Origin of the sequence: uncultured Bacteroides sp., assembly GCF_902472605.1 — a bacterium.
Taxonomy (GTDB): domain Bacteria; phylum Bacteroidota; class Bacteroidia; order Bacteroidales; family Bacteroidaceae; genus Phocaeicola.
On record NZ_CABROP010000001.1, the window covers coordinates 1 to 12,400 of the forward strand.

Consider the following 12,400-nt stretch of genomic DNA (forward strand, 5'->3'; position numbering starts at 1 on the left):
TCGTTTTTTACGCATGTCGCTAAATAAATTGTGTCAACTTATTTAGTACACTACAAAACGTACTTGCGTTTTTCAGCACGCCTACAAGAAAATTTTAGAGCACTAATTCTCAGGATATTACCGACCAGTTCACATTCTTCTTCCGAAGTTCTTTCAGCTGCTGCCAGACAATTCGGTTCTCCGGTTTCACCCCTTCGGGATCATCCTCCAACAGGCGTTCAGCGATACCACGGACATATTGCAGCAACTGACCGTCTTTGGCAATATCGGCAATCTTCAAGTCGAAGGCCACCCCACTCTGCTGGGTACCTTCCAAATCACCGGGACCGCGCAGCTTCAAATCGGCTTCGGCAATCTCAAAGCCGTCATTGGTCTGCACCATGATTTCGATGCGCTTGCGGGTTTCTTCCGACAGCTTGTATCCGGTCACCAGAATGCAATACGACTGGTCGGCCCCCCGGCCTACCCGTCCGCGCAACTGGTGCAGCTGGGAAAGCCCGAAGCGTTCGGCATTTTCAATGACCATCACCGAGGCATTAGGCACATTCACCCCGACCTCAATCACGGTAGTAGCTACCATAATCTGGGTTTCGTTGGCCAGGAAACGCTGCATCTCTTCTTCTTTCTCTGCCGGTTTCATCTTGCCATGTACCTTGCTGACCTTATATTCAGGAAACTCCTCGCAGATGTGCATATAACCTTCTTCCAGGTTCTTGATGTCCATTTTTTCACTTTCCTGAATCAGCGGATACACGATGTACACCTGACGCCCTTCCTGAATCTGTTTCCGAATAAACTCATACATACTTTTCCGGCGGTTGTCAAACTGATGGATGGTCTGGATGGGTTTTCTGCCGGGAGGCAGCTCGTCGATGACCGACACGTCGAGGTCACCATACAAGGTCATGGCCAGTGTACGAGGAATCGGAGTAGCCGTCATGACCAGCACATGGGGAGGACGGGTATTCTTGCCCCACAGCTTGGCCCGCTGAGCGACTCCAAAGCGATGCTGCTCGTCAATGACCACCAGTCCCAACGAAGAGAAGTTGACGGTATCTTCAATCACGGCATGCGTGCCAATCAAGATATGCACATCCCCTGTCAATAAGTCCCGGAGAATCGTTTCCCGGCGCTTGCCTTTCACGTTGCCGGTCAGCAGTTCTACCCGCACCGGCATCCCTTCCAAAAAGTGGCGGATGGTCTCATAATGCTGGGTAGCCAAAATCTCAGTAGGAGCCATCATGCAGGCTTGGAAACCGTTGTCCAAGGCAATCAGCATGGTCATCAGAGCCACCAGGGTCTTTCCGCTGCCCACGTCACCTTGCAACAGCCGGTTCATCTGCCGACCGCTCCCCATGTCACGACGCATTTCCTTGATGACACGCTTCTGTGCCCCCGTCAGTTGGAAAGGCAGATGATGCGCATAAAAGGTATTGAAAATCTCACCCACATGCTCGAACACCAACCCGCGGAACTTGTTGCGACGTTCCTTGGTGTAACGGAGAATGTTGAGCTGCACGTAGAACAGTTCCTCGAATTTCAGCCGATACTGGGCTTTGCGGAGCAATTCCGGATTCTGCGGGAAATGAATGTTATACAACGCATCCGTCAGGGGCATCAGCTGATGGACCGCAATCAAGGAAGGACTCAGAGTTTCTTCAAAAGTTTCTTTCTGCAAGACCTGGAAAAGATTCTTCATCAGCTTTTCCAGCGCATGCGAGTTCAGGCTGGTACGCTTCATCTTCTCCGTCGTATTGTAGTAGGGCTGGAGGCCCATGGTAGAAAGAGTGAGTTCCTGCGCCGGGTCGATGTCGGGATGCGCTACGTTGATGCGCCCATTGAACACTGTTGGCTTACCGAATACGATGTATTCCTCATTAGCTTTGTACTTCCCGGTGATGTATTTCAACCCCTGAAACCACACCAGGTCCACCACACCCGTACCATCAGTAAAATGTCCCACCAGCCGACGCTGACGGCCTTCACCGAACGTTTCAAAACTCAAAATCCGTCCACGCAACTGAATGTAGGGCATATTGCCGTCAATCTCGTGGATGTAATACAGACGACTTCGGTCCACATACTTGTAGGGGAAATAATACAACAGGTCGCGTAAGGAATAGATGTTCAATTCCTTATTCAGTAGAGCCGCCCGCTGCGGTCCTACCCCCGGTAAATATTTCACGTCGCGTGTGGATAAGTCAAACATCAGTCGTCGATAAGAGATTCTGCTACTTTCAAGTCAAAAGGGGTGGTGAGTTTGATATTTTCCCGATTGCCAGGTACCAGATGTACCGGCTGACCCAATGCTTCCACCACCGAAGCATCGTCGGTAAAGAAGGGCTTGTATTCCTGGGCATAAGCCCGTTTCAGCAGTTCCACCGTAAAGACTTGCGGTGTCTGCACCAGCTTGTATTCATTGCGCGATACGGTCTCACTGCCTCCTTCGGGCAACAGATGACGTACGGTTTCCACCACATCCGTCACAGGCACTACTGCCTGCAGGGTGGCGGCCTTCGCATAACAATCCGCAATCACTTGGGAAGAGACAAAAGGACGAACTCCGTCGTGCACTCCGACAAATCCGTCTTCCTCTACCAGAGCCAGTCCGTTCTTCACGGAATGAAAACGGGTCTCTCCACCCGCCGCAATCCGGTGAGGCAAGGTAAATCCGTATTCAGCACAAAGGTGCTCCCAGTAGGAACGCTGTTCCACCGGAAGCACCACAATCAGTTCAATCTGCGGGTCACAGGCATGAAAAGCCTCCAGCGTACGCATCAACACCGGCTTTCCTTTTACCGGTATGAACTGTTTGGGAATCTCTCCCCCCATACGCAGGCCTTTTCCTCCCGCTACCACAATGACATATTTCTTCATTATGCCAGCAACATTCCTTTTTTCACTTCAAGGGTCTTTTCTGCACCGGCATATTTTTCCAGAATGGCAAAGCCAAAGGCAGGCGCAGCACCCGGACCTTTACCCAAGATGAAGTTGTCGACGATTTCTACCATGTTGCCTGTATATTCTGCTCCTTCCAGGAACTTGTCGAAGCCCGGATAGCAGGTTGCTTTCTTGCCTTTCAGCAAACCACGTTTGCCATATACCAGCGGAGCGGCACAAATGGCAGCCAGCGGTTTTCCGGCAGCAGCAAAACTCATGATCAGCTTGTCCAGTCCGGCATGTGCATCCAAGTTGGTAGCACCTGGCAGTCCTCCGGGAAGTACAATCATTTCCACTTCGTCCTCTTTCAGGTCTTCAAACAACATATCGGCTACGATAGGTACCTGATGAGAGCTGGTTACGGTCTTATTGCCGGTTACAGACACGGTTTTCACATTCAATCCGCCTCTACGCATGATATCCAACGGGAACATGGCTTCCATTTCCTCGAAACCTTCAGCCAAAAAGATACAAACTGCTTTCATAAATCTATCTGTTTAGAATTAAAAATTATCTCAATTTAAAATAATAGGTGATGGTACCACTCTGGTTGTTCACCCCGTCCACCGCATTGAAACGGGCTTTCCGGGCCGCCTCTTCTGCTGCTCTCCGCAACGCCGGGTTCACCGTGTTTGTCCGCTTGTTGATACTGGTGCTGATGACCTGCCCTGCAGGGTTCACCACAATGGTTACTACCACACGGCCCTCATCCTGCACGTTGTACACCGGTACCGGAAGTTTTCCGCTGCCCAGTGAACGGCCGTTCAGGTCGAATGTACCATAACCGCCTACGCCACTCGTCTTTCCGGTAGAGGAATTCCCGGTAGGACTTCCCTGCAAACCGGTACCGGAAGCATTTCCCTTGCTACCCATCTGAGAGCCTTTCCCAAAGGCACCGGCTATCTTGTTGGCAGCCGCCTGTGCCGCAGCCTTTTCCGCTTCAGCCCGTTTCTCCGCCTCAGTCTTCTCCTTCGGCTTGTTCACGGTCTGCGTTTCGGTCTTCACCGGCGTTTTCTTCGGCTGCTCCTTCTTGGGCGTTTCTTTTTTCGGAGTCTCCTTCTTCACCTGCAACGAAGGTTCATCCTGCTGCGTAATCATCGGCTGGTCTACGGCAGGTGTCTCCGCCGCTTCCTGGGCAGCAGGGGCTTCCGAAGGCATCATATCTACCTCGGTCAAGGTATAAGGGTCGGCTTCCCCTCCCGCCAGTTCCGTGTTGCCCAGCATCACGGGCACACCGCCTTCCTCCTGTTCTGCCGGTACGGTCAGCTTCAGAAGAAACAGCAGCAGCAACACCAGCAGGTGCAAAACCACCGTACATACAATTCCGATTACCTTATTTTTTTTCAACGTCACTCTGCTTTTTAGTTTTTATCCGGACGGCGAGTTGCCAAGACCATTTTGAAATGGTTCTCGTTTGCAATGTTCAATATCCGGACGATTTCACGATACGGAATGGACTCGTCGGCGTACAAGGCCACATACATCTCCGGTTCTTTCCGGGCACATTCCTGAAGAAATGCGGGCACCTCGTCAATGGCCAGCGGCATTTCATCCTCGTTACCGAAGGCACCGTAATAATTCAGGTCTTTGTCAATGATCACCCGTGCCATAGGCTTGGCCGAAGTCTGCTCCGACCCTTGCGGCAGAAGCACCTTGATGGCATTCGGCGATACCATGGTAGAAGTGATCATAAAAAATATCAACAGCAGAAATATCAGGTCGGTCATAGACGACATGCTGAAGCTGGGTGATATTTTCTGTCTTCTCTTTAATGCCATACGCGTTTATTTTTCAGTCGGTTCATTCAACAAGTCCATGAAAGCCAATGTGCGTGCTTCCATCTGACTCACCACCTTGTCTACACGGTATACCAAGTGATTGTAGGCAAACATTGTAGCAATACCTACCACCAATCCACCTACCGTAGTAATCATGGCTTCGTAAATACCGCTCGACAACAAAGTGATGTCGATGTTATTGCCCGCGTTGGCCATGTTCCAGAAGGCACGCACCATACCGGTCACCGTACCGAGGAATCCCAGCATCGGGGCCCCACTCGAAATGGTGGCCATGATAGACAAGCCGTTTTCCAGCTTGGCCACTTCAATGTTTCCGGTATTCTCGATGGCAGCCTGCACGTCGGCTACCGGACGGCCCATACGGGTGATTCCTTTCTCAATCATGCGGGCCGAAGGAGTGTTCGTAATACGGCAGTAGTTGATGGCCGACTTAATTTCACCCGACTTGATATAGTCGCGGATACGGTCCATAAACAAAGGGTCATCCTTTCCCGCCTTACGGATGGCTACTGCCCGTTCAAAGAAAATATAGAAAGCAATTACCGACATCACAGCCAGTACAATCATAATCCAGCCTCCCTTGCAGGCCATGTCCCAAAGATTCATCTGTGGCTCACCGGAAGAAACCGGAGTCAGTACCGGATTTGCTCCGGCCATCGTGTCGGCTACAGCCTGAGCGGCAGCCAGTAAAGTTAAAGTCATCATAATTTAACGAAGGCAATTTTTATATTCTTCAATGGTTTTCTTCAATCCTAAATACAATGCATCGCATATCAAGGCATGGCCGATGGAAACCTCATCCAGCCAAGGAATATGCTCATGGAAATACTTCAGGTTCACCAGACTCAAATCGTGTCCGGCGTTCAGTCCCATCCCCAGTTTATGTACGCGGTCGGCAGCTTCCACAAAAGGAGCCACAGCCGCTTCCGGATTTTTTGGATAAAGGGAAGCATAAGGTTCGGTGTACAGTTCCACCCGGTCGGCCCCTGTCTTGGCTGCATATTCAATCAATTCCAAGTCTGTCCCCACAAAAATAGACGTACGGATACCTGCTTCTCCGAAAGTGTCCATCAGTTCCGTCAGGAATGCCTGATGTGTTTTGGTATCCCAACCACAGTTGGAGGTAATCTGATCGGGCGCATCCGGCACCAACGTTACCTGGGTAGGTTTCACCTTCAATACCAGATCGACAAACTCCTTTGAGGGATATCCTTCAATATTAAATTCCGTTTTCAATACCGGGCGCAAAGCATACACATCCAAATAGCGGATATGACGTTCATCCGGGCGCGGATGAACCGTAATACCTTCCGCCCCAAACTGCTCGCAGTCCAAGGCCACTTTCTCTACATCCGGGTTATTTCCGCCACGTGCATTACGAAGCGTAGCCACCTTATTTATGTTTACACTTAATTTAGTCATATTCCGTGAATTTCGTTATCTTTGCTCACGCGAAGACAGGATGCGGCCCGGCATAGTCCAATCTGAAAACTTTGTTTTCCGTTTGTCTCTGCCCTCGCCTTTCACTATCTTTGCATCAACATCGTGCAAAGTTAGCAGGTTTTACGAAAAACTTGACATGTTTATTCTTAAAAAGATTGATAAAAACGACACCCTATATGCAGCGGAAGATGAAATTCGCCCTCTTTGGAAACACGTATCAGGAACATAAATCAGCCCACGTGACCCATCTGCTGGAGATTCTCCGGCACAAGGAAGACCATATCTGTATTCACCGGGAATTTTACGAGTTCCTGCGCTTGCATACGAGTGCAGACCTGACAGGACTGGAGATTTTCAACGGTCACGATGACTTTACGGCGGATATGGCCCTCAGTATCGGTGGCGACGGCACTTTCCTGAAAACCGCCAGCCTGGTGGGTAACAAGGAAATTCCCATACTGGGTATCAACACCGGACGTCTGGGATTCCTGGCCGATATTACCCCCGACCAGATGGAGGAAACTTTTGAAGAGATCCATCAGGGAATGTACTTGGCCGAACCGCGAAGGGTATTGAAACTGACCAGCAACGGACAGGTGCTAAAAGGATATCCCTACGGACTGAATGAAATCGCCATCCTGAAGCGCGACAGTTCATCCATGATTTCCATTCGGGCATACGTCAACGGGGAATTATTGAATGTGTACCAAGCCGACGGACTGATTGTGGCCACTCCTACCGGGTCTACGGGTTATTCCCTCAGCGTAGGTGGCCCGATTTTAGTCCCCCAAAGCGGTACTATCAGCCTGACCGCCGTAGCCCCGCACAGCCTCAACGTACGTCCCATCGTGATTCGGGATGACTGGGAAATCACCTTAGAAGTGGAAAGCCGCAGCCACAATTTCCTGATTGCCATTGACGGTCGTAGCGAGACCTTCCGCGAAGGCAGCCGGCTGACCATCCGTCGGGGTGAACATTTCATCCGCATTGTGAAACGCTGCCACCACTCTTTCTTCAACACCCTGCGCGAGAAAATGATGTGGGGAGCCGATACACGCATCTGAATTTTTGACACAAAAAAAGCCGGAACGCTTACCACATCCCGGCTTTCTCAGTTTTATTTCATTCAGGCATTATCTTTCTCTCGAATTTCTACCCGGCGGATTTTACCGCTGATGGTCTTCGGTAATTCGTCGACAAACTCAATGACACGCGGATACTTGTAAGGCGCCGTCACCCGTTTCACATGGTCCTGCAATTCCTTCACCAGTTCCGGTCCGGCTTTCTGCTTGTAATCCTTAGCCAATACAATGGTCGCTTTCACCACCTGTCCGCGAATTTCATCGGGCACACCGGTAATGGCACATTCCACCACCGCCGGATGAGTCATCAGGGCACTCTCTACTTCGAACGGGCCGATACGGTAACCCGAGCTCTTGATGACATCGTCAGCACGGCCCACAAACCAGTAGTAACCGTCCTCGTCACGCCAGGCCACATCGCCGGTATAATACACCCCGTCATGCCATGCCTCGTGCGTCAAGGCCGGGTCGCGATAGTATTCCTTGAACAGTCCCAGCGGTTTGCCCTTGTCGGTACGCACCACAATCTGCCCTTGTTCTCCATCTTCCGCCGAACGGCCGTCCGGTTTCAGCAAATCAATGTCATACTGCGGATTAGGTACCCCCATACTGCCCGGTTTGGGCTCCATCCACGGGAAAGTAGCCAGGGTCAAAGCCGTTTCCGTCTGACCGAAACCTTCCATCAACCGGATACCCGTGATACGCTTGAAGGTTTCATACACAGAATAATTCAGAGCCTCTCCCGCCGTGGTACAATATTCCAGTGACGACAAATCATACTTCGACAAATCCTCCCGAATCAGAAAGCGGTAGATGGTAGGAGGCGCACAAAGCGAGGTAATGTGATAGTCATGAATCTTCTGCAAAATATCAGCCGGCGTAAACTTCTCATGGTCATACACAAAGATATTGGCTCCGGCAATCATCTGCCCGTAGAGTTTTCCCCATACGGCCTTTCCCCATCCCGTATCGGCAATGGTGAAATGCAAGCTGTCTTCATGGAGATTATGCCAAAAACATCCCGTAGCGATGTGTCCCAACGGATACGTGAAATCATGGGCTACCATCTTCGGTTCACCGGTCGTACCCGAGGTGAAATACATCAAAGGAATGTCGTCGTTGGTATTCACATGTGCCGGACGTACGAAAGGAGGTGCCGCCTCCATCCCTTTATGGAAGTCTTCAAAGCCTTCCGGGTATTCGGGCCCTACGCTCACCAGCCGTTCCACCGTCGGCGATTCCGGCATGGCATCCAGAATATGCTTCGTGATAACCGGTTCACCGGCAGCGACAATCGCCTTGATACCCGCTGCCTGACAGCGGTACACAATGTCTTTCTTGGTCAGCAAATGCGTGGCCGGAATCGTAATAGCCCCAATCTTGTGCAAGGCAATGATGGAGAACCAGAATTCATAACGGCGTTTCAGAATCAGCATCACCTTGTCGCCCTGCCCGATACCCAGACTTTGGAAGTAGGAAGCCGTCATATCGGTATATTTCTTCAAATCTGCATACGTAAACTGAATGTGCTCACCCTTGTCGTTGGTCCAAAGCAAAGCGTTCTTTTCCGGACGTTCTGCCGCCCAGGCATCTACCACATCATAACCGAAATTGAAATTTTCCGGTACTTTTACCTTAAAATGTGCGATGAAGTCCTCTTGCGAGGTAAAATGAGTCTGTTCAACGAATCTTTCTAACATATATTTTTCAGTCTTAATTTCTACATTACAATTGCCAGGAATTTCACGGCTTTCCCGTCGAGGGCCTTCATGCCGTGCGGAAGGGAAGAATCAAAATAAAGGCTGTCGCCCTGTTCCAGAATCAGGTCTCTCCCATTGATGCTGAGCAACATCCGACCTTCCAACACCATGTTGAATTCCTGACCATAATGGGTATTATAATAAATAGGTGTATCTACCGGTTTCGGTTCTACGGTTACCAGGAAAGGATCGGCCTTGCGGTTTCGGAAACCGGAAGCCAGTGCCTGATATTTATAGGCTTTCGTACGTTCCACCGAGATGCCTGTTCCCCAGCGGGTCAGAAAATAAGAATTCATCTTGGGCTCTTCTCCGAACATCAGCACATCCAACGGGATGTCAAATTTCCGCGCAATCTGCTGCAAGGTGCTGACGGCAATGTCAAACTCTCCCGACTCAATCTCACGATACTGTTCTACCCGCAGCCCGCAGCGGTCGGCCATTTCTTCCACACTTAGTTCCAAGGCATCACGCAATCCACGGATGCGTTCCCCTATTTGTCTTATTTGCTCGTCCATAGTTCGATTTTTTAGTTCTTCGCTCAAATTTACGAAAGATTATGAAAAAGCAAGAAAAATATTTCGAACTTTGCAACCGAAAACCTAAAAACCATGATTCGACAAGATTATCTCATACGCATGATTCAGGAAATCTTCGCTGCCATTGTGAACCTGATTCTCCGCCGAAAGCGCATCAGCCAAACAGACTGGGAGGAATATGAAAGCACGGCCCGGCAAATTTTAGGAGTGACACCCGAACAATTGGCACAAATGAAATGTGAAGAACTGCTTAACCAATACCACGAAGACAAAGACGGAATCGAAAAAATAGAACTGGCTGCCATGATGATGCTGAAAATGGCAGAAGACACGGAAGACATCGTGCCCAAAGCCCGCCTGCAACAGGAAGGAGTGACCCTGTTGAAATACGTGCAAGCGCACGGAAAGACTTACTCCCTGCCCCGTGAATTGCTTATCCAGTTCCTGGAGTCCAGACACTGACCCGTATTCACCCTACCTAACCTTTCAATCGATGGAAACACTCAAAATCGCTTATATCGGCATGGGATACCGCGGCAAGCAACTGCTGGCCCTCTGCCGTCACATTCCTTATTTCCAGATTACCGCCATTGCCGACCCGGAAGCCCGGGAAGAGGACTATGGCGTGCCTTGTTACAATCGGGGAGGTGACGATTACCAACGGATGATTGCCACGCATGCCCCGCAACTGGTGTTCATTGCCTCACCCTGGCAACTGCATGTGACGCATGCCCTGTATTGCCTGAAAGCCGGTTGCCATGTGGCACTTGAAATCAAAGGAGGACTCTACCTGAACGAATACCGGCCTCTCCTGGAAGCGGCCGATACCTGCGGGAAGAAGGTGTTTCCACTGGAAAACACCCTTTTCCGACAAGAAGTACTGGCCATGAGTAACCTGGTCCGTGAAGGCGCATTGGGAGAAATCGTACACCTGCGCGGCGGCTACCGCCACGACCTGCGCAACCTTCTGTTGGACGACAAAGGAAACCTGGGCAACCGGAAAAAGACAGAGAGTATCTGGCGAAGCAAATTTTATCTGCAAGAAAACGGGGACCTCTATCCTACCCACGGACTGGCTCCGCTCTGTCTCATTGCCGGCATTCCTCGCAAGGACCGTTTCGTCCGCCTCACCTCCTTTGCTTCCAAACCAGCCGGACTGCATCAGCGTATCCGGGATTTAGGGGGAAATGCACAGCCGGCTATCACCCAAGGAGACATCGTCCTGACGCAGCTGGAAACGACTTCCGGTATATTGGTTTCGCTTACGCACGACACCACCTTACCCCGCCCCCGGAGTCTGGACCTGGAGGTACAGGGCACGAAAGGAATCTGGCAGGGAGAATTGCAACGTATCTATATCGAAGGAAGAAGTCCCCACGAAACTTGGGAGCCGGATGCACCTTACCTGCAACAATATGCACATACCTACTGGAAACGTTGGGGAGAAGAAGCACTCCATCTGGATACACACCACGAGGGCATGGACTACATCATGCTCAAAGCATTGGAGGCAGATTTGAAACAGGAGCTCACTTACCCGGCCGACCTGCGCGACTTGGCACTCTGGACTTCGGTTACTCCGTTATCCATCCAGTCTATCGCCCAACGCAAAACGATTTCTATGGAATGAGGACAATTCAACCTCATTCCAGATAAAGGTAGTCATAGTGTACCAGTGGTTTCTGCCCGTGGCGTCCGACCAGCAAGATAGCCTCAGCCGCATCGGCCGACACACGGCCTACCCCGATTTGTTGTCCCTGTTCGTCCATAATACGCACGATGTCGTCCTTCTCAAAATCACCAGCCACCCGCGTCACTCCTACCGGAAGGATGCTGGTCGCCTTGCTGCCCCTGACGGCCTCCACCGCCTGCCGGTTCAAATGCAGTTCCCCTTTGGCAAAACCTTCACTGTGGGCAATCCATTTCTTAACGCTCGACACCTCTGCTGGAGCGGGGAGGAAACGTGTACATACCGTGGTATCGGGATGACACAACAAATCGAGCAAGATATTCTCTTTCTTTCCGTTAGCAATAATCACCGTAATGCCTTCATCGGCCACTTTCCGGGCAATGGTGCTCTTGGTGAGCATACCTCCTCTGCCGAAACCGGATTTCTCGGTCTGGATGTAGTCGGAAAGGTCTTTTCCCCGCTCCACGGTACGGATGACCGAAGTGCCCGGCTGTGAAGGAGAGCCGTTGTAGATGCCGTCGATGTTACTGAGAATAATCAGTGCCTGCATATCCATCATCGAAGCAATCATGCCCGAAAGTTCATCGTTATCGGTAAACATCAGTTCGGTGACGGAAATCGTGTCATTCTCGTTTACAATGGGAATCACCCCGTTCTCCAGCATCACCCGCATACAATTACGCTGGTTCAAATAGTGACGGCGAGTGGAAAAACTCTCCTTGGTAGTCAGCACCTGCCCCACCGTAATGCCATGTTCGCGGAACAGTTCGTAATACCGATTAATTAGTTTGGCCTGCCCCACGGCAGAAAAGAGTTGCCGCTGGTCCACACTGTCCAACTTTTTCTGAGGTTTCAGTTCGCTTCGTCCAGAAGCCACCGCTCCGGAAGACACCAGCACCACTTCCACTCCAGCTTTGTACAACTCTGCTACCTGGTCGACCAAGGCCGACATACGGGTCACATCCAATGTACCGTCCCGACGGGTCAGCACATTACTGCCTATCTTTACGGCAATCCGTTTATATTGATATGTTTTATTTTCTACCATTACTTTCAAACACTCATTATTTCATTTGTTTTACGCGACAAATGTAACAAATACATCGGATAAACAAAACAATTTATCACTCTAAAAGGATCTTCATATAAA

13 protein-coding genes are annotated in these 12,400 nt (G+C 50.5%); 3 read left to right on the forward strand and 10 right to left on the reverse strand.

The genetic code is table 11. From position 1 onward, the window contains the following. Positions 1–109 precede the first annotated feature (109 nt). Genes recG through RDP42_RS00035 form a run of 7 tightly spaced genes read right to left on the reverse strand, consistent with a single transcriptional unit; the run spans position 110 to position 6,161 of the window. Positions 110–2,209, reverse strand: coding sequence for an ATP-dependent DNA helicase RecG (gene recG / locus RDP42_RS00005; RefSeq protein WP_308762017.1), 2,100 nt, complete (start codon positions 2,207–2,209; stop codon positions 110–112). Next, complete coding sequence (locus RDP42_RS00010; RefSeq protein ID WP_303913690.1) at positions 2,209–2,877, reverse strand: 2-C-methyl-D-erythritol 4-phosphate cytidylyltransferase; 669 nt, start codon at positions 2,875–2,877, stop codon at positions 2,209–2,211. The genes recG and RDP42_RS00010 overlap by 1 nt, the downstream gene beginning before the upstream one ends. Further along, positions 2,877–3,425: a DJ-1 family glyoxalase III gene (locus RDP42_RS00015; RefSeq protein WP_177867293.1), complete on the reverse strand. Its 549-nt coding sequence runs from the start codon at positions 3,423–3,425 to the stop codon at positions 2,877–2,879. The genes RDP42_RS00010 and RDP42_RS00015 overlap by 1 nt, the downstream gene beginning before the upstream one ends. Positions 3,426–3,450: 25 nt before the next feature. Then, positions 3,451–4,287 carry a TonB family protein gene (locus tag RDP42_RS00020; RefSeq protein ID WP_308762018.1) on the reverse strand — a complete coding sequence of 279 codons (837 nt, stop codon included), beginning with the start codon at positions 4,285–4,287 and terminating at the stop codon, positions 3,451–3,453. Positions 4,288–4,301: 14 nt separating this feature from the next. After that, positions 4,302–4,718 carry a biopolymer transporter ExbD gene (locus RDP42_RS00025; RefSeq protein ID WP_204475759.1) on the reverse strand — a complete coding sequence of 139 codons (417 nt, stop codon included), beginning with the start codon at positions 4,716–4,718 and terminating at the stop codon, positions 4,302–4,304. Positions 4,719–4,724: 6 nt separating this feature from the next. Further along, entirely contained in the window at positions 4,725–5,444 is a 720-nt protein-coding gene (locus RDP42_RS00030; RefSeq protein ID WP_072541575.1) for a MotA/TolQ/ExbB proton channel family protein, read from the reverse strand. 3 nt (positions 5,445–5,447) lie between these two features. Further along, positions 5,448–6,161 (reverse strand): pyridoxine 5'-phosphate synthase, encoded by a 714-nt coding sequence (locus tag RDP42_RS00035; RefSeq protein ID WP_308762019.1) that lies wholly within the window; start codon positions 6,159–6,161, stop codon positions 5,448–5,450. Between the two features lie 197 nt (positions 6,162–6,358). Here RDP42_RS00035 and RDP42_RS00040 point away from each other — a divergent pair, with 197 nt between their 5' ends. Beyond that, complete coding sequence (locus tag RDP42_RS00040; protein ID WP_204477185.1) at positions 6,359–7,246, forward strand: NAD kinase; 888 nt, start codon at positions 6,359–6,361, stop codon at positions 7,244–7,246. Positions 7,247–7,308: 62 nt separating this feature from the next. Here the strand turns inward: RDP42_RS00040 and RDP42_RS00045 are convergent, their stop codons facing one another. Continuing rightward, positions 7,309–8,964, reverse strand: coding sequence for an AMP-binding protein (locus tag RDP42_RS00045; RefSeq protein WP_308762020.1), 1,656 nt, complete (start codon positions 8,962–8,964; stop codon positions 7,309–7,311). A gap of 20 nt (positions 8,965–8,984) precedes the next feature. Next, complete coding sequence (locus RDP42_RS00050; RefSeq protein WP_308762021.1) at positions 8,985–9,539, reverse strand: cupin domain-containing protein; 555 nt, start codon at positions 9,537–9,539, stop codon at positions 8,985–8,987. Positions 9,540–9,632: 93 nt separating this feature from the next. On the opposite strand from RDP42_RS00050, the gene RDP42_RS00055 reads away from it, so the two are divergent. Together RDP42_RS00055 and RDP42_RS00060 are read left to right on the forward strand one after the other, a co-directional pair. After that, the gene (locus RDP42_RS00055; RefSeq protein WP_308762022.1) at positions 9,633–10,022 is read left to right on the forward strand and encodes a hypothetical protein; all 390 of its coding nucleotides are present in this window, start codon (positions 9,633–9,635) and stop codon (positions 10,020–10,022) included. Between the two features lie 31 nt (positions 10,023–10,053). After that, positions 10,054–11,190 (forward strand): Gfo/Idh/MocA family oxidoreductase, encoded by a 1,137-nt coding sequence (locus RDP42_RS00060; protein WP_308762023.1) that lies wholly within the window; start codon positions 10,054–10,056, stop codon positions 11,188–11,190. Between the two features lie 13 nt (positions 11,191–11,203). On the opposite strand, the gene proB is transcribed toward RDP42_RS00060, so the two are convergent. After that, the gene (gene proB, locus RDP42_RS00065; protein ID WP_308762024.1) at positions 11,204–12,298 is read right to left on the reverse strand and encodes a glutamate 5-kinase; all 1,095 of its coding nucleotides are present in this window, start codon (positions 12,296–12,298) and stop codon (positions 11,204–11,206) included. Positions 12,299–12,400: the final 102 nt, after the last annotated feature.